General features: G+C 61.9%; 14 protein-coding genes and 2 pseudogenes. 8 read left to right on the top strand and 8 right to left on the bottom strand.

Going from position 1 to position 17,759, the window contains the following annotated elements:
- Positions 1 to 10: 10 nt before the first annotated feature.
- From CI41S_RS11690 to CI41S_RS11665, 6 genes are all read right to left on the bottom strand, one after another.
- Positions 11 to 3,310, bottom strand: coding sequence for a UvrD-helicase domain-containing protein (locus CI41S_RS11690; protein WP_139859066.1), 3,300 nt, complete (start codon positions 3,308 to 3,310; stop codon positions 11 to 13).
- Complete coding sequence (locus CI41S_RS11685) at positions 3,307 to 5,907, bottom strand: PD-(D/E)XK nuclease family protein (RefSeq protein WP_139859065.1); 2,601 nt, start codon at positions 5,905 to 5,907, stop codon at positions 3,307 to 3,309. Before CI41S_RS11685 ends, CI41S_RS11690 begins: the two co-directional genes overlap by 4 nt.
- 170 nt (positions 5,908 to 6,077) lie before the next feature.
- Positions 6,078 to 6,968, bottom strand: coding sequence for a hypothetical protein (locus CI41S_RS11680; RefSeq protein WP_244626474.1), 891 nt, complete (start codon positions 6,966 to 6,968; stop codon positions 6,078 to 6,080).
- 32 nt (positions 6,969 to 7,000) lie between these two features.
- Positions 7,001 to 7,501, bottom strand: a complete 501-nt coding sequence (locus CI41S_RS11675; RefSeq protein ID WP_172627996.1) for a DUF2937 family protein — start codon at positions 7,499 to 7,501, stop codon at positions 7,001 to 7,003.
- 10 nt (positions 7,502 to 7,511) lie between these two features.
- Positions 7,512 to 8,228 (bottom strand): RES family NAD+ phosphorylase, encoded by a 717-nt coding sequence (locus tag CI41S_RS11670; RefSeq protein WP_172627995.1) that lies wholly within the window; start codon positions 8,226 to 8,228, stop codon positions 7,512 to 7,514.
- A gap of 2 nt (positions 8,229 to 8,230) precedes the next feature.
- Positions 8,231 to 8,620 (bottom strand): antitoxin Xre/MbcA/ParS toxin-binding domain-containing protein, encoded by a 390-nt coding sequence (locus tag CI41S_RS11665; RefSeq protein WP_139859062.1) that lies wholly within the window; start codon positions 8,618 to 8,620, stop codon positions 8,231 to 8,233.
- Between the two features lie 154 nt (positions 8,621 to 8,774).
- Here CI41S_RS11665 and CI41S_RS11660 point away from each other — a divergent pair, with 154 nt between their 5' ends.
- The 4 genes from CI41S_RS11660 to CI41S_RS11645 are packed head-to-tail and all read left to right on the top strand — an operon-like array spanning position 8,775 to position 11,209.
- Positions 8,775 to 9,479 (top strand): multiubiquitin domain-containing protein, encoded by a 705-nt coding sequence (locus tag CI41S_RS11660; protein ID WP_172627994.1) that lies wholly within the window; start codon positions 8,775 to 8,777, stop codon positions 9,477 to 9,479.
- A complete protein-coding gene (locus tag CI41S_RS11655; RefSeq protein ID WP_139859060.1) occupies positions 9,476 to 9,805 on the top strand; it encodes a hypothetical protein in 330 nt (109 codons plus the stop codon). Before CI41S_RS11660 ends, CI41S_RS11655 begins: the two co-directional genes overlap by 4 nt.
- Positions 9,806 to 9,831: 26 nt before the next feature.
- The gene (locus tag CI41S_RS11650) at positions 9,832 to 10,320 is read left to right on the top strand and encodes a hypothetical protein (protein ID WP_210242642.1); all 489 of its coding nucleotides are present in this window, start codon (positions 9,832 to 9,834) and stop codon (positions 10,318 to 10,320) included.
- Positions 10,307 to 11,209: a HesA/MoeB/ThiF family protein gene (locus tag CI41S_RS11645; protein ID WP_139859058.1), complete on the top strand. Its 903-nt coding sequence runs from the start codon at positions 10,307 to 10,309 to the stop codon at positions 11,207 to 11,209. Before CI41S_RS11650 ends, CI41S_RS11645 begins: the two co-directional genes overlap by 14 nt.
- Positions 11,210 to 11,440: 231 nt before the next feature.
- Here the strand turns inward: CI41S_RS11645 and CI41S_RS11640 are convergent, their stop codons facing one another.
- Entirely contained in the window at positions 11,441 to 13,300 is a 1,860-nt protein-coding gene (locus CI41S_RS11640) for a reverse transcriptase domain-containing protein (RefSeq protein WP_210242640.1), read from the bottom strand.
- Between the two features lie 971 nt (positions 13,301 to 14,271).
- On the opposite strand from CI41S_RS11640, the pseudogene CI41S_RS11635 reads away from it, so the two are divergent.
- Positions 14,272 to 15,112: pseudogene (locus tag CI41S_RS11635) on the top strand (ArdC family protein); the annotation flags it as partial.
- Positions 15,110 to 15,403: pseudogene (locus CI41S_RS44240) on the top strand (Lrp/AsnC family transcriptional regulator); the annotation flags it as partial. The pseudogenes CI41S_RS11635 and CI41S_RS44240, both read left to right, overlap by 3 nt.
- 141 nt (positions 15,404 to 15,544) lie before the next feature.
- Here CI41S_RS44240 and CI41S_RS11630 read toward each other — a convergent pair.
- A complete protein-coding gene (locus CI41S_RS11630) occupies positions 15,545 to 16,183 on the bottom strand; it encodes a GntR family transcriptional regulator (RefSeq protein ID WP_139859290.1) in 639 nt (212 codons plus the stop codon).
- A gap of 130 nt (positions 16,184 to 16,313) precedes the next feature.
- On the opposite strand from CI41S_RS11630, the gene bioB reads away from it, so the two are divergent.
- Together bioB and panD are read left to right on the top strand one after the other, a co-directional pair.
- Positions 16,314 to 17,324 (top strand): biotin synthase BioB, encoded by a 1,011-nt coding sequence (bioB, locus tag CI41S_RS11625; RefSeq protein ID WP_139859057.1) that lies wholly within the window; start codon positions 16,314 to 16,316, stop codon positions 17,322 to 17,324.
- Positions 17,325 to 17,355: 31 nt separating this feature from the next.
- The gene (gene panD, locus CI41S_RS11620; RefSeq protein ID WP_139859056.1) at positions 17,356 to 17,709 is read left to right on the top strand and encodes an aspartate 1-decarboxylase; all 354 of its coding nucleotides are present in this window, start codon (positions 17,356 to 17,358) and stop codon (positions 17,707 to 17,709) included.
- The last annotated feature ends 50 nt before the right edge of the window (positions 17,710 to 17,759 follow it).

Genomic DNA, 17,759 nt, shown 5'->3' with positions numbered 1-17,759 from the left:
GCCCGCTCGCTCAACCTTTCGCGGTGATCCAGTCGATGCGGCCAGATGTCATGTAAACTATCGCGCCGCGCTGCGCGCCCAAGACATGAAGATACTGACCAAGTTGCTCTCGATAGGCCATGCGGTCTCGTCCGCTCGGCGCAACGTCGCTTTTCCAGTCGAACGCGACCAGATCGCCGTCGTCTGCTCGAGCGACCGCATCGGCGCGCCCGGAAATCAGTCCGCCGGTGCCTGCGATCGTTGCGCCGTACAACGGCACTTCCGGAACGAGCCGGTGAATGAACGGCTGTAATTCGGGCAGGGTGAAGGTGCGAAGGGCGGTGTCCGCCATCTCGTCGGGATCGGGCTTGCCGTTCGAGGTCGCGTCCGTGTCGAGCTGCCGGCAAAAGTCGTGAGCCCTTTCTCGCATTTCGCCTGCTATCGCGGCGAGTTCTCCGGTCGCCAGCTCCTCCATGAGCTTGTGCAGAATGATGCCGCGCAGGCGACTTCCCTGGATTAGCACCGGGGCGTCGAGCGCTGCGTCTTCGGCGGAATCCGGGAGCTGCGTCGATAGGATATCCGGATCGCTCTCGCTGGGCTTGATCCATACGATCGGCGGAGAGCCTCGCTCGATCCGCGACTGTTCTTCGGCGAAGACCTCTGCAGACTGTCGATTCTCGCTCGACTTTGGTGCAGCGACGACGGCGCGCGGAAGCTTCGAGACGTCCAGTTCGGGGATGTCGTCGAGCCCGAAGTCGAGCTGCTTCGCCCAGGACTTGTCGTCGCACCAGGTGAAGTGGGGAATGACGAGCAATTCCATGGCGCGCGTGCAAGCCACGTAGAGCAGCCGAAGGTTCTCGTCGCGCTTTTCCTGGTTCTCTCCTTGCAGCGCGCTCTCCAGCGTGGGCGGCGTCACCTGGCCGAGCGCCCAGTGCAGGCTCTCGTCGCTCCGGCGGTACACGAAGGGCTCGGGCGGGCGCGGCATCGAAGCCCGGTTGATGGGAATGACGACCGGCCACTCAAGGCCCTTTGAGCTGTGAACCGTCACGATCTCGATGGATCGGCCGTCCGCTTCTACGATGCCCTCGGCGAATCCGGTGCCGGCCGACCAATCGTCGTCCAGATCCCGCGCGAATTGCACGAATCCGCGCACTCCATAGTTCCGGGCGCGCTCGAGCAGACCATCGACGTTGGCGAGCGAGCGCGCGGCCTGGTCCGCACCGCGTCCGGCGACGATGGCGCGCACTCGAAGCCGCTCGATCGCCTCGGCGAGCAGCAATGCAGGCGTGGTGACGCGCAGCCGGAGCCGAAGGTCGCGCAAAATGCCGAGTACCTCTCGCGCAAGACCGTTTTGTACGATGGTCGGGTCGGTGTTTAGCGAGAGGCGGGCGGACTCGCTGCCCGGCGGAATGGGGAGGCTTGTGGTGATCGTGAGCAAATCCTGCTCGGAGAGTCCCACCAGGGGCCCTCGCAGAAGGGAGCCCAACGCCAACGTGTCGCGCGGGTCGACGATACTTCGCACCAGCGCGACGAGATCCTGGGCCTCCTGCCGCTTGAAGAGGTTTTTGCCGGCTTGCGACGCGAACGGTAGTCCAGCCTCCTCGAGCGCTCGCTCGTAGCGCCACAGCTCGGTCGAGACGGGCGCCAACAGGGCGATGTCCCCCGGCGTCAGGCGCCTGCTGCCGCCGTTGTTCAGTTTCAGTTCGACGTTGCCGATCAGGCGGCTGCAGATCTCGGCGACAACGCGGGCCTCTTCGTCCCTGCTAGTGTCTATTCGGGTGTTAGGCAACAGGTCGACGGAAACCTTGGCGACGCTTGGAAAGCCGTGATCAGCGTCGTCTCTCGTGCCCTGCAGCGCGACGTACCCAGCCTGTTGCGCGGCGAGCGGTCCCACGAAGCAGCCGTTGATGTGTTCGAGGATGCGCGGTCTCGAGCGAAAGTTGGCGGTGACCCGCAGTATATTGTCGGGAAACTGGGTCTCGATCGCGTTCCTCACCATGAGATAGGTAGCGAGGTCGGCTCCTCGGAAGCGGTAGATGGCTTGCTTGGGATCGCCGACCAGGAAGAGTTGGCCAGGTCCCAGGCGACGCTGCTGCCAGGCAGCACCGGCGGCGCCGTCGGATCCGGCCAAAAGAAACAAGATCTCCGCCTGCACGGGGTCCGTGTCCTGGAACTCGTCGACCAATATGCGCGAGAAGTGTTTGCCGGCGGCGGCCCGTACCCCGGGATATCCGCGAAGGACCTCGCGGCAGGTGAACAGCAGGTCGTCGAAATCCATTGCCGCCGCTCGCCGCTTGAACGCCTCGTATTCGGCAAGGAGTCCGTCGAGCTCGGACGAAAACACGCTGACTATCGCCGTTGCGATCCGGCCCATCAGCGTGCCGTAGGCATCGCGGCATCGCGCATAACGCTCTTCAGCCTGGTCGGCGAGGGGGCCACCCTCTACGTCACCCTTGGCGCGCTTCCAGGTCGAACGTCGCCTGTATTCGCGCAGATCGAACGATTTGGATCGCATCAAGGACAGCGTCGCGGGATGCGCCGCGTCCCACAACCGCGCGAAGTCGAGGCCCGCCGCAAAGCTGCGCTCGAAGTGCGTAGCCAGCGCTTCGAGATCGGCGATATCGCTTTCGGCGTCGCGCGGTCCCCCGACACGGTCGTACCAGCGACGGAATTCGCGAACGTTCTCCCCGAAGCCGAGGTGAGCGTCGGCATCCAGGTCGGGCGACAGGGGGCGCGCATTCCTGTGGCGCCGCCTCGATTTGGCGAAGTCGCGCAGGAGCTTCTCGGCTCCGGTCGGATCCTTTCGCGCCACCACCGTGATCGCATCATCGGCCGGACGGTGCTCGTCGAGCCGATCGCGCCACCAATGATCGAAGATCGCGTCGAATATGAAATCGGCCTGATCGCGATCGAGAATCTCTGCGCCCGGATCGATCGCTGCCTCGACGGAATAGGTCCGCAGCAGGTCGTGGCAGAATCCGTGTATGGTCGAGCAGGTCAACTCGTCCAGTAGCTCGCTCGCCTTCTCCAGCGATCTCCGCTGCGCCGCCTTCAGTTTCGACGGAATGCACAACCGCATTTCGTCCGGAACGGTTCCGGAGAGCAGGGAGTCGAGGTAGTGAGCGATCCGTTGGCGGAGCTCGCCCGCGGCGAGCTCGGTGAAGGTGATCGCCGCGATGGACCTAGGAGCCGCGCCGCCGGCGAGCAGCATCACCACCCGCCCGGCGAGCAGCGACGTCTTGCCCGTTCCTGCGGCGGCTTCGACCAGAAGCGTCGAATCGAGCTCGGTCAATGCGCGGTGGCGGTCGCCGTCGTCGTCTCGCAGCGTCATGCCATGTTCCAAAATTTATAGAGTCCTCCCGCAGCACGGTCGAAGGCCACGCGTTTGCGCCGCTCGTACCCGGGGGAGGCGGGAAAGGCCAATCGAAGATCGTTGGAGCTGCCGTAGGCAAGCCTTCCGGGGACTGCGTTTCCTCGGTCCAAAATGGCCACCACTTCGGTCACGAAGTCGCCGACCCGGACGATAGCCGCATCGACATCCTGCAATCGGACCTCGAACGGCTCACCGGCTAGATACAACAGCCTCGCTAAGACCCTTGGTTCTTCTTCGAACAGTTGCCGGCACGCAAGCGCGTACAAGGCGCGTTGCAATTCGGCACCGCCGCCGATCACGATGCGGGCTGCGTTCTTGGGCGGTGCTCCCGTTTTGTAGTCGGTTACCCTCACAGCAAACGGATTGCTACGCATGTCGAGGCGGTCGATGGTGCCGCGAAAACTGACGGGCGTGCCCGGTATCTTGACCGGTATCGTCGGATCCCACGGCAGTTCGCGACCGGCTTCGAAGTCGGCGGATTGACCGAAGGCCACCTCGGTCCAACTGCGCGTGCCGTCTTCATTGATGTCCTTCCGCAGCAGGCCTGCCAGCGCCATCGCTTTCGCGTAGTCGACGGTATTGGTCCACAGCAGCCTCGGCGGGACCGGACGTTCAAGGGGCCAGGCGGCGTGAACGACGCTGCTCGCGTTCTCCAACGCGTTTTCGATCTGGATGTCGGACGCCTTCGCGTACCCTGGTTTCGGTTCGAGGGCATCGACGGCGCGCCGCAGCAGCTTGTGCACAAGCTTGCCGAATTCGTCCGGCGCGATCGTCAGCGGCTGCTCGCGCTCCTGTGGGACGTCGAAACCGAGAGCATACTTCCAGACGAATCCCAGCGGGTCTTGCAGTAGCCGCTGCAGCGATGTCGCCGACTGGATTCGCTCGATCGAACGCTTGATGGCCGGATGACCAGGCTGGAAGCATCCGTCGTGATCAGTGAGGCGTTCGACGTGCCAGTTGCGCCAGCACCGGCCGGCCGAACCTACCTGATCAATGCTGGTTGCCTCTTCGGGGCGGGCCAGCAGCCGATCGGAATGGTTGAAGGCGTGCTCCGGAATTCGCTCGCGCGGAAGGACGGTCTCTGTGCGGTTCTGCAGCAGCGGGCTGCGACCGACACGACCGCCTTGCGGGCCTCGGCGACCGCGCGAAAGCACGGCGCTTCCTGACGCGGCAGCGAGGATGACAGCGAAATACCTGCGGTCAGCGCGCGCCACCGGATCGACGTCGAAGGCGTCAGCCGGCAGGACATGGTCGGGCAAAATCGGATCTTCTCCGCTTCCCCGTGGCCAACCTCGGTTCGTGAGTCCGAGCAGCCGCACGTGGGGACGGGGTGCGGCGGCGAGATCGCCGGCCGGACACCACACGACGGCATCGGCCGCATCCGTATCCGACGCGAGACGTATGCCCCGCAACGACAGCTCGATGGCATCAGTCGGCGCGGAACGGGTTGCTGCCTGCCAAATCCGGAGCGCGCGCCCATGAAGAAACATCGCCGCCGCCTCGTTCGCCGCGTTTGGTCCCTTCGCGAGCACCTCGAGAAGGCGCGCCGTGGCATCGACGGAAACCCGTCCTGGTGCTTGGCGATCCGCCGTTTCGAGCGCGCGCCTCCAATCCGATACGCTCGATAGCGCCGCGCCGCGCGGTATGGCGTCCAGCCAACGGTCCGGGAGCTCGTCCGGCGGCAGGCCTTGCCCCCGGGTCACGGCGAAAAGCCGGCGAGCGCGCTGCTGACTCAAGCCGTGCATCAGGACGTCGGCCAAGGCCGCGCAGCGTTGTCCGTCGCGCGAGGCGAGTGCCGAAACTCCATGGGAAAAATGAAGGCGGAAGCCGGTGCCTTCGGAGCATGCGAGAAAGTGATCGTCCCATGCCGTCGTGTTAGCCGAGGCGATCGCGATCTCGTTGGGTTTTGCGATGCCCGAAGCGATGAGTTGCCGCGCCCATCTCAAGCTCTCGACCACCTCGTGGCGGACGTCGGCGCACGAAACGACGGCGGGTTGCTTGGTCGACGCCGGATCCAGCCGCACGATCGTGCCACCGAACCAGCCGGCGTCGGTTCCGGTAGGCGCGATCCACTCGACCGGGACGACTTGGTGAAGCGCCTCGATCAGCGGCCGCCAGACCGGCGCGATGAAGGACAATCCCTCGATGCGCATCTCACCGACGATCCGAGGCGCATGCCGAACGCGCTTCAGCGCGGCGTCGCGCAGTTCCCGTGGCGTCATCGCAGCCTGAGGTAAGCGCGATTTCAGTCGGGCCTCTATCCGATACATGTCCGCGATGCGGCGGTGAGTGTCGCGGCCCGGCGCCGAGAGATCGAAATCCGCGGCCCAGATCTTCCTCAGGGCCCGGAATACCGCCCGCGTCATGCCCGGCAGATGTCGCACGCGCTCGAGTTCGTCGAAGCCGCCTTCGTCGAGCGCCTCCTGAATTGCGGGCTCCAACTGATCGGCCGAAGCCGGAATCGCGAAACCACCGGCGAGCCTTGCGGCGACCTGTGGCAAGTTCAGGATCTGGAGACCGCAGTCGTTGGCCTGCGCCGCGGCGAAGCGGCGCATCTGGAACGCCAGGGGTCCCTCGATCACCGCGGTCCGGAGTGTGGGTAGACGATCGTCGCTCAAATGCCCGTGCCCATTTTCACGCCCTTGGAAGTGTCGGTGGTCGTCGACTGAGAGTGGCGACTGAATGGCTGTCAGGTCAGGCCGTCGCGGTGAATTATTGGCGACCCCTATCGCGGATCGCCAGCCATGGACCAGAACTCCCGCTCCTGCTCAGCCTCAAGTTCCTCGAGCGATACCGGGATGAGAGAGAACTCGAGATTGTACATCGGAATCTGCCACTCATTGTACAGTGTCCCGGCATGTTCGGCTTTGGCTGTATCCAGAATTAGGCCCTCGTCGTGCAACCGCGTCAGCAATTGCTCCGTCAGCTTTCTGCCGTCGTGATGATCTTCCTTCTCCCTGTACTCCAGGCTGCCCCAGATTTCCGACACCGCCTTCAATCCGGCGGTCGTGAACATGCCGACCTGCTCCATGGCCTCGGCGACAAGTAGTGCGCGCGGCCGGAACGATCCGAAGTGACCGTAAGGTGGATCGCGTGGCGCGCTCCATTCCAGTGTGCCGTCCTGATAGGCCTCGACGTCGGCATAGAGCAGGCTCTCGCGCTGATATATAGCCCAATTGGGCGCGATGTATTCGCCGGCGTGCCCTTCGAGATAGTGCCCGTGTCGTTGCTGATCCACGTATTCGCGAAGCTCGGCGAGATGCGTCGGCTTCCACGAAACTGCTTCGGCATAGATCAACCGCGCCAGATGATTGTAGAACCAACCGACGATTTTATTCAGACGGGACGCGATGAGTTTTGGTGGGCAACGCACCGCATCGACCAGGATCAGGATCTTGGCGGCTTCTTCGTCCGCATAATTCTCCAGGACTTTTGCTTCCCGACTGTGCGCCTGCAGTTTTTCCGCGGCGGCCCAGAAGCCCTGTGCACTCCGCAGAATGACCGGCAGTCCTTCGGCGATAAACGCCAATCGTTCGGCATCGTCGAGCTGGCATAGACGCCTTGCTTGATGGAGCCCGATGTCAGGCCCTTTGGGCCGCTTCTTTGCGTTGTCCATTGTGCCATCCGCCTCGATCTCGCGCCTGCGCTCTATTGCGCCGACGCTTCCCGCCTCGCCAGTCGCCCAAGTCCGACTGCTGCCAACCATAGGAGCAGAAGCGAAGCGATGAAGCCGGCGCTCATGAACAGCAAAGAATCGACCGAGATGGGCAGGGCGAATTGAAAGTTCCTCCAGGTGCGGCTTGCAATGTCCTGGTCGTAGCCATTCGCAAAGGCGGCGACGCGGGTGAATGCGCCTGGCTGGTTCATCGCGGATTGCTGCGCGCGAAGCCTGGCCAGGCGATCGATCGCCTCCGACATTCTGGTCGCCTGGTCGCGGATAAGCTGTTCTTGATTTCGACCCATTAGCGCCAGCGCACCGGCGCGGTCGTACCCCGAACGTCGCGAGTCCTCGTCGAAGTGACTGACGATGCGATCGAGTTCGTCGATGGCTCCGCCGAGGCGCTGGGTATACTGCTGTGCGAACTCCGGCGCTTGCCCAAACAAGGCCGCGGCGATCAGCGAAATTGCAACAAACAGCCACGTGCGCATGCTGGCGCTCCTATCCCGCCGCCCCCAACGCAGCCATCGAATCCGCAATGATGTCGCTGCGATCGATATCGCGGTCGGCGGCAAAATCATAAAGGCGACTGATGCGCTCGCCGTCCCAGCGGAAGCGAAAGTGGGCGCCTTGGACGCCGCGGTCCACCAGCACCTCGTTGTTGAAGATGCAGATGAATTCGCTGCCGGGCAGTTCGGTCATCTTGAAGAGGACGCCGTGAACGCCGTCCTCGTAAAGGCGCTGTCCCATCATCCACCGCGCCGTCTGCGACGTCTCGGGCGGCAGTCCGCGAAGATCGACGAATTTTCCGACGACCCTGTTGGTGATCATCCTCATATCGACACCGCAAGCCGGCTCGTCGGTGCGGGAAAGGAATTCCTCACGTCGAATGATCGCGCGAGCGAGCGCGCCCCGCTCGTCGGCGGCAAGTTCAAGGACCGAGTAGGGCGGCGGAAGCGAATACGTGCCTTCCGGCATGGGATACGCGAAAGGTGCGTGGTTCCAGTTCTGCAGCCTGGGAGAATTGGAGTCGGCCGAAATGTCGCCGCCGGTGATGCGGGCTTTCGCTGCAAGACGCGGGTTGGTGATCGTCTCGAGCTCGGCGGCGAACGTCTGCATCTCGCGAGAACCGAATTTCTCGTAGATGTCGATGGTCGGCCATTTCGAGGGAATCAACCGACGATACTGGTCGTCGACTGAGATTTGCGAATACTCCAAACTTACCCTCCGCGCTGGGCATCGACGTACTGTCGTACCCTGATGATGTCGCTCAGATTGCCGCTCAGCATCACATCGAGGGCCGTGGCCCCCTCGAAGTACCGGTTCGGCCGTCGGATCCAGCTCACGGCGGCCTCCGAGGAGTCGAGCAGGATGCTGAGGGCCTTATAAATCGATCCGAGGTGTGAAATCCGCTCGAGCGTGTCAGCGGACACATCGCCACCGTCCTTGCGCCAGCGGAAAAAGGTCGAGCGTGCCGGAGATCCCAGCAACTTAATCTGCTGTTCGGTGCTCAAATCCCAGATTTCCGCAAGTTTGAAGAAGAAGTCGAGAGAGGTTGGCTGACCCCCACGGGGTCGTTCGCTGGTCTCCGTGTGGTTTCCCGGGTGCATTCGCCCTCCATGGCATAGTGTCAAATCGGACTTGATTTGCAAAATTAGTCCTATTAGATACAGTCCCATAACGGACTGATTCGAGATCATCCGTCCCTTCCGGGATTTCGTCAAGGCCTGGGCCCCGTCCGTGTGCCCGGAAATGGAGAGACTTATGGATACGGTGCTGACGAGTTCCCATGGCGAGCAGGCGGTAACCTGCTCGTTCGAAGTCCAGATCGGCGACGCCAACTTCGACTTCGCCACTGTCGCGTTCGATGACGCCAAGGTCACCGGCGCCCAGGTCTGCATGGCCGCCGGCCGGCACCCGGTCGAGGATTATGTAGTGCTGCGGCATCTCGGGATGGGGGAGCTTGAATCGCTCCGTCCTACCGAGACCTCCGACCTCGACAAGAACAAGGTCAGCCGCTTCTTCGTGATCAAGGGCGGCGACACTCACCGGTTCTTCGTCGAGGGCCTGGCCATGGAATGGCCCCACGACAAGCTGATTGCTTCGCAGATCAAGTTCCTCGCCGGCGCCGGCGACGACCAGGCGTTGTCGCTGGAACGCCCGGGCGTCGATCAGGTCTTCGAGGATGACGACGAGGTCGACATCGGCGGCGACGGGGTCGAACGCTTCAAGCTGCGGCGCCGCAAGAAGACGGTGACGGTGATCTATGGCGGCGATGTCGAGTTCGAACTCGAGCGCCGCATCTACACCACCGAGGAGCTGATGGCGGTGTTCGGCGTGCCCGCCGGCTACAAGCTGGACATCATCGGCAGCGACGGCGTCTTCCGCGAGATGGCGCCGGGCGAACGCCTCAAGGTCAAGGACGGAATGGAATTCGCCTCCCATCCGCCGGTGGGACAGTCGTCGTGACCACCGAGCTTCAACTCGCGGCGCTGCGGCGGATCAACCGCGGCGCCGAACTCTGGGACGAGGGAGGTCAGCCCCTCGTCTACCTGCCGGCGATGAAAGTACAGCACAACGGAGGCACGGCGACGGTCGACGGCCTGCTCTGCCCACGTAGCCATGGCAGCTACACCACCCGCCTCTTCCTGTCGCAGCCCTTTCCGAACCGCGGTCAGAATTGGACCGTCCATCAGATCATGGGCAGGGCCTGGCACACGATGTCTTACAACTACGTGCCGGCATCACTGCGCTGGGCCGAGATCCTCGCCATTCACCTGGGGCAACTCAAATGAAGGTAGTACTGAAGATTACGGGTCCGATGCTGGACCTCGTCCGGCGCGATCTCGCGCGCCCCCATTTTTTCGCGCGCGAGCGCGTCGGCTTCCTGACGGCAGGCGCCGCCGCCGCGCCGGGCGGGTTGATGCTGCTGGTCCGCGGATACGTGCCGGTCGCCGACGAGGATTACGAAGTCGCCCCGGGCGTCGGTGCGCGGATCGGATCCAACGCAATGCGTAAGGCCGCGCAATCGGCGTACCGACCCGCGTCGACGCTGTTGCATGTCCATACCCATGGCGGCCGCGGCCTTCCCGGATTCAGCGGCGTCGACCTGAAGAGCGGCAACGAATTCGTTCCGGGCTTTTTCCAGTCGTGCCCGAAGATGCCGCACGGCCTCCTGGTGCTGAGCGACAACGGCGCGACGGGCCTGCTCTGGCTCGAGCCCGGCAAGCCTTCCGTGTCGATCGACCGCTTCATCCGCGTCGATCAGCCGATCGTCGAACAATGGGGTGCGAAATATGAGCTGGCTTGACCGACAGAGCTTTCTCGGCGCCAAGAGCGAACAGCGGCTGGCGGAGGTGACGGTCGGCCTAGTGGGCCTCGGAGGCGGAAATTCGCACGTCGCTCAGCAACTCGCACATGTCGGCGTCGGCAACTTCGTGCTGGTGGACGACGACCGCATCACCTTGACTAATCTCAACAGGTTGATCGGCGGCACCTGGTGGTACGTGCTCAAGCGGACCGCGAAGGTCGCGATCATGAAAAGGATGATCCTCGCGGTCAATCCGAACGCCCGCGTCGAGATCCATCGCAAGCAATGGCAGCTCGCGGGCGACGCGCTGAAGCGCTGTGAGGTCATCGTGGGCGGTCTCGACAACGTGCGCGGCAAGGACGAACTCGACGCCTTCTGCCGGCGTTTCCTGATTCCGTACATCGATCAGGGAATGGACGTGCACAAGCTGGGCGGCGGGCATGGTCACCTTGTTGCAGGCCAGGTGGTGCTGTCCGAGCCCGGCAGCCCGTGCCTGCGCTGCATGGGAATCGTGACCGACGCGGCGCTGGTGGAAGAGTCCCGCAGGTACGGCGCCGCCGGCGGGCGTCCGCAGGTGGTGTGGTCGAACGGCGTCCTCGCCTCGCTGGCGGTCGGGCTGGTCGTGCAATTGATCACGCCGTGGAGCCGACGTACCAGGCCGGGAGCCTACCTCTCATACGATGGCAATTCGGGCTTGGTGGCGGAGGCCGAACGATTTCGGCGCTGGTCGGCTTCCTGCACGCATTACCCGAATGCTGCGGTCGGCGACATGGCCTTCGATATCCGCAAATACATGGCAGGGGAAAATAGTGCAGGTCAGCCGCGCGTTTCGTTGGTGGAGCGCATCCGGCTGTACTTTCGGGCCATGAGGAACAATATGCTAGTGTAGGTCAGCAGAGGGTAAGGTTTTCCCCAATTTTGAGACCTGTGAAAAATACCAGGCTGTTCTCGCAGGATTGCCAGCGTCACGTTCGCTCAAGTCTTTTAGTGGGTGTGCGCGTGCGGCTAGGGCCGCACCGGGCTCTCGTGAACCGAGCCGCGCAGCGTCTCGGTAGGGTAGGCGCGGGACACCTCGTAAGAGGACATCCCTACGCCTCCCTCCAAACCGTGCGGGCACCTTTCAATGCACACGGCTTTCCGTACGCGCATGCTTTCGACCAGAAACGGTTGTTCGGCATGACGGGCGCAGGACAATGGTCTTGCGCCGCCAACCGGACTGTTTCCAAACCGCCAGCACGCTGCGCAGATCTCCTACGCGGCGGAGGTGATGCATCTCAAATGGTCCGCTCGTACCGCCGCACGCTTCGCACCTGCGAGCGCTAAGTCGATCGATGAGATCATTTGGGTTTTTGACCCACCACGCGCCTGCCGTGACGTTGTCCACAACAGGACTCGGCCAGAAGGTTTGAGTGAGATGCTTCAGTCTCCACAGCTTGATGCTGCGAAGCTTGCCACGAACTACAGAGCTAACCTCGTAGTCCGTCCCATTCCACAGACGCCTCATGGTTCTTGCTGTCGTCGTCCGATGTCGCATCGCCAGCGTCTTCACGGCACTGCGGAACACGACAAGCTCCAACAGTCTCAAGGCGCTTTTGATGTCGTCGGCCAACGAATGGTAGTTCGCGAATCCACGGAACTCTGAGTTATAGGCGAGGACGGTTGCGACGTCGCTGGTAACAAGGAACTGTGCGCGATGACGGCCAGTCTTCTTGGCGAGGTCGCCATAGCCGTGTCGCTTACAGAACTTGGTGACTTCTTGCCGAGGCACTCGCAAGCTGACATTGTCGGTGGTCGGGCGGCGTAGCACGCGCCATGTCCGTCCGTCCGGTCCCGTGCGGCTGGTTTTCCGTCCAGCCCCGTAGGATGTGTATGTCGAGATGCGATAGCTGAGGAAGGTCACTCCCTTTGAAGCAGCGTGAACTCCACTTTTCTCGGGCGACACGGCGAGCTTCAGGGCGTGCGTCAAGAACTGTTCGACGCCCGCCATGATCTCATACGCTTCCCGCTTGCTCCCGATCACGCCGATGAGGAAGTCGTCGGCGTAGCGGCAGTAGCGGAGCCTTTTGAAGTTGGGGTCCATCGGATCGACGGAAGGTACTTTCCGTCTGTCCTTGTTGACGGCTTTGATCTCTGCAAATGCAGCGTCGATCTCAGCCTGATCCGCGCCGTCGGCACGGAGCCGTTCAATTTTGCGGCGGAGACGGAGCACGCGCCGTTCCAGCGCGGCATAGCGCGGGAATGGACGCCGCACGCGGCCTTTGTCGAAGTCCGCTTTCATTGTCTGCATTTGCTGATCCAGCTCATGCAGATAGATGTTGGCGAGGATCGGGCTCACAACGCCGCCCTGTGGCGTACCACTGTACGTGCGTCCGTAGACCCAATCTTCCATGTAACCTGCTTTGAGCATTCCTTCGATCAGGCCGATGAACCTATCGTCATCGATCCGTTTCCTCAGAAGCTCGAGCAGAATGTCATGGTCGATATTGTCGAAGAACCCACGCACATCCACTTCGACTAGCCACTTACAACCCGTCCAGGTCTTCTTGATAGTCTTAAGAGCGGTATGGCCGGATCGGCCCGGGCGGAACCCATGTGACTCATCGAGGAACACAGGTTCGTAGATCGCTTCGAGTAGAATCCTGACCGCCTCCTGAACGAGCCGATCTTCCACCGTGGGGATACCCAGCGGTCGTGTCTTGCCGTTGTCCTTCGGGATATACACCCGCCGGACCGGCCGGAAGCGATAAGTGCCATCTGCCACGCGCCTGGCGATGTCGGCGAGCTTCTCCAGCGACATGCCGTCGAAGGTCTTGCCATCTACACCGGGCGTCAGGGCTCCCTTGTTGCGGGAGACCTTTTCGTAAGCCTGCTCGAAGAGATACGGAGATCTCATCAAACGGTGAAGGCTATTTACGCGCTTACCCGACCGCGACAAGGTCGGCAGTGATTCAATTCTCCTCTGGATGGTGACGGCCTGCATCAGCAGAGCCTCTCCGTCGAAGAATCTTCTCTTCGCATACTGCACTTGCCGTTGTTAGCGGCATCGTCCTTCCTCCGATCGGAGGCGCTTTCGGTCCGGTCACCCGGCCTTATACGCATGATCGTCCGCCTCGCGACGGCTGTCCCGGCCATTACGCCGGGCATTTGGGTACTATGACGGCTCCGTCGCCATACAGGTTCGCGAATGAACCTGCTGCAGGCGATCCCGTAGTTACGTGTGCGGGGAGTTGCGGTGTGTTTAGGTGTCCCTTTCGCTTCCTTAACCCTCCGACGGAGGTCGTCCCACGCGGACTGGTGGCAAATCACACTGGCCGGTGCGATTTGCCCCGCGTGGCGTAGCGTGTCAGCCGCGTTCGCTACTGCCAGCCCTTTGGCGACTGGAAACTGGGATTCAGGCAATACAGCTTTCACCATGCACACCTTACTTTGTGCTCTCCACCGGGCTACGGCGCCCGATTTCGAGACGTTTCCCGGCATGCTCTGGTCCCGTTCCCCTTTCGGAGTCTCAGTCGTTTCCGACACCGGTAAGCCGGGCAAGTAAGAGCCATAACCAGCAGGCTCCATTCTTTCGAACACTCCCTTCTTCTTCACGCCACAACGGCGCACGCCTTGCGGCTTCGATCCCTCGCGCCAGAGCTTTGCTGCTCCTCGCCGGGGGCACTCGGGAAAGGGGCTCGCCTGCGGCGATCGCTATCACTGCCCCGTTCCCGGGTGCCGCTATTGATCCGGTCTCGTCGCTGCACTCGGACCCGCGTGCCCCTTCGGGTCGCTATGCTCACGCTCTCCGGGTGCCATTTTCCGTTGAGGCGATGCGCCCTGCCGCACGACTGATCAGGCCTGCGGCCGCGAGGCGATTGCAAAGAGGCTGAGAGTAAGAGTGCAGGCTGGTTTCTCCGTGACGGGTTACAAGCTGCGAGAGAGGCTCGTGGCGCCCGTCGCGGAGACCCCGCGATGTCGAACCCTACTGCTTGCGCGCGCGTCGGCCAGGACCGGGCGAACCTCTATACCGAAATCACCGACAAGATCATTGCCGAGCTTGAGGCCGGTCGCGTCCCCTGGGTTCAGCCGTGGGGTACGGCCGCGGCGAAGGCGCCGCTGGCGATGCCGAAAAATGCGTCGACCAACCGGCAATACAGTGGTGTGAACATCCTCATCCTCTGGGGAGCCGTGGTCGAACGCGGATTTACCGGTCAAAGTTGGCTCACCTTCCGTCAGGCGCTCTCTCTTGGCGGCCACGTTGGCAAGGGAGAGCGCGGGACTACCGTCGTCTACGCGGATCGTTTCGTGCCGAATGACGAAAGGCGACGCGCCGCCGAGACCGGCGAAGACGCGCAGGCAATTCCATTCCTCAAACGATTTACCGTCTTCAACACCGATCAGTGCGATGGCTTGCCTCCGGAGATCGCAACGACGGCGCCGCCTCCGCCGCCAGGCCTGATCGCGCCAAAGGTTGAATACCCTGATCAAGGCGACCGGGATTGACTTCCGCATTGGCGGGAACCGCGCCTTCTATGTGCCGGCTGAAGACTATGTGCAGGTGCCGCCACCACAAGCCTATTTCGAGCCGATCAACTGGCATCGAACGGCCCTGCATGAATTAGCGCATGCCAGCGGCCATCCGTCACGTCTCAACCGCGACTTGTCCGGCGGTTACGGTACCAAGAAGTATCCCTTTGAAGAACTGATCGCGGAGATATCGTCCGCATTCGGTTGCGCCTCGCTCGGCATTGTGCCGACGGTGCGGCACGCGGACTATATTGGCTCCTGGCTTGAGGTGCTGCGAGAGGACAATCTTTCGGCGCTCGGAATTGATCTCACTATCTTCGTGATGGTCCGAACCCGGCACCACACGAGAGAGTGGGCGGACCGATTTCGGAAGTACGTCGAGCGCCAGCCAGAAGTTATCGACTTCCATCGCATCGGTGGAGACTGGGACTACATGAGCAAGATCGCAGCCAAAGGAACCAGTGGCTAGGATAACTTTTACCAGCGGCTGATAACGAGCTTCGATTTCGACCGCGTAACCGGATCGTTCTCGATGGAAGCTATCGTCAACAATCGCGCGATTGATCTCATGCAGCTGGTAACATCAAACGTCAGCACGACGCCAAAACGTTCATTTGTCGAGATATCCGAGAATGAGCCGAGTCCTGACGTACGTGGGTGAGCCTAGTTTTGAGAAGGCAAGGCGTTTGAACGGAGGGTTCAAATGGCCAATCTTCTGTTAGGACGGGGGATGGGCCAGGCGCTCGACGGTTTGGATGTGGCGCGCAAGCAGGTTGCAGGCTTGATCAAGGTTGCGCGCTCGCAGCGCTTGCAGAATCATGCGGTGATCCTGGTTGGAGCGCGGGCGCCAGCCGGCACTGCGTGCCGTGGCGAGCACCAATCGAGAATTTGCAAGCTGCAGTCCGTCGAGACTGGCGAGCAGTCGCGGCATGGCACAGGGTGCCACCAGCGCGTGGTGAAAGGCGCGATTGGCAGTCTCGAAATCCTGAATGGTCTTGGCGTTATCTGCTTCATTCAGTGCTATCTCGATCTGTGCCAAATGGGCCGACGTCAGCTTTGGCGCGGCGTTTCGCAACGCGACCAATTCGAGCGCCGCGCGCATCTCGGCGATCTCCTTCACCGAGTTTGTATCGAGCGGTGCAACCCGGACGCCACGGCGGGGCAAACTGACGACGAGGTGTTTAGCTTCGAGTTGCCGAAACGCCTCGCGCACAGGGACGTGGCTCGAGTTGAATTCACGCGCGACATGGTCTTGTCGCAGTGGAGCGTCTGGTAGCAGCGTTCCGTTGATAATGCGCTCCGCGATTGAATTGGCAATGCGCGCTGCCGTCGTCGCGTTCTCATCCACAGGCAACATCATAGATTATCTATCAAGAAAACGGGTGTTCTTGCCTTCGAGTTCGAGTAGCGTCGTTGCAGCAGAGAACCTAATCATAGATAGTTCGTCGAATTATCTATGATCTATCCCAGGCCGAAGGGCAAGTCGAATGGTCGATGCTGTAGGAGTGGATCGGAATGACGGCGCTAACATCGGGGCCGTCCGTCATGACTGGACCGGCATCGACGCCGAACAACTCTATGCCCTGCCGTTTGCCGACCTAATGTTTAAGGCACAGAGCATTCATCGCAGCAACTTCGACCCGAACCACGTCGAGACGGCGAGCCTTCTAAGCATCAAGACCGGCCGGTGTCCCGAAGACTGCGGCTACTGCTCACAGAGCGCGCACTATGACACGGGCCTGAAGGCCACGCGCCTGATGGACACGCCGGATGTGATTGCGGCGGCGAGGCGCGCCAAGGACGCTGGCGCGACCCGATTCTGCATGGCCGCCGCTTGGCGCAATCCGAAGGACCGTGACCTCGAGAAAGTCTGCGATATGGTCGGCGCGGTCAAGAGTCTGGGCATGGAGACCTGCGCCACACTCGGCATGCTGACACCTAAGCAGGCTGGACGACTCTTCGACGCCGGCCTCGACTTCTACAATCACAACGTCGACACCTCGCCCGAATTCTACGGCAAGATCATCACCACCCGTACCCTGCAGGATCGCGTTGATACGCTGGCGCATGTGCGCGACGCCGGCATCAAGGTCTGTTGCGGCGGCATCATCGGCATGGGTGAACGCATTGACGACCGGCTGGGCATGTTGGTTCTGCTCGCTAATCTGCCAAGCCATCCCGAGAGCGTGCCGATCAACCTCTGGAATGAGGTTGAGGGCGTCCCAGTCAACAACACCGCGGAGCGGCCCGATCCGATCGCGCTGGTGCGGCTGATCGCGGTCACCCGCATTCTGATGCCGAAGAGCGTCGTGCGCCTCTCCGCCGGACGGCAGTACATGACCGATGAATTGCAGGCAATCTGCTTCCTGGCCGGCGCGAACTCCATCTTCATCGGTGACGTCCTCCTGACCACCAAGAACCCGCAGCGCGATCGCGACGCGAATTTGCTGGAGCGACTCGGCATGACGTCGCGGCTTACTCAAAGCCAGATCGCGTAGTCAGACCGGCAAACATCCGCACAGGTCACACATGCAAATCACCTTGATGAAGGGCAAGATCCATCGCGCCTCGGTAACTGAAGCCGACCTGCACTATGAAGGCTCGATATCGATTGATCGCGCGCTGCTGGATGCTGCGGGCTTCCTGATCAATGAACGTGTCGAAATCTACAACATCGAGACGGGAGCGCGTTTCGCTACATACGTGATCGAAGCGCCTCAGAGGTCTGGCATCATAGGCCTGAATGGAGCGGCAGCGCGACTCGCGCTGCCAGGAGACAAAATTATCATCGTTGCATATGCCTCCTTTGATGGAGCGGAAGCAAGAACGTATCGACCGCGCGTTGTGTTGGTTGACCGGGAGAACCCCATCTTGCCGACTTGAAGATGCGAAGCCGGCGCTGGAGCTTTGGCTTCAAGAATAGTTGCGTGCCC

It is taken from the genome of Bradyrhizobium ivorense, assembly GCF_900696085.1.
Classification (GTDB): domain Bacteria; phylum Pseudomonadota; class Alphaproteobacteria; order Rhizobiales; family Xanthobacteraceae; genus Bradyrhizobium; species Bradyrhizobium ivorense.
The sequence above is the reverse complement of the archived record's forward strand: the minus strand, read 5'-3'. Positions and strand labels throughout refer to the sequence as shown.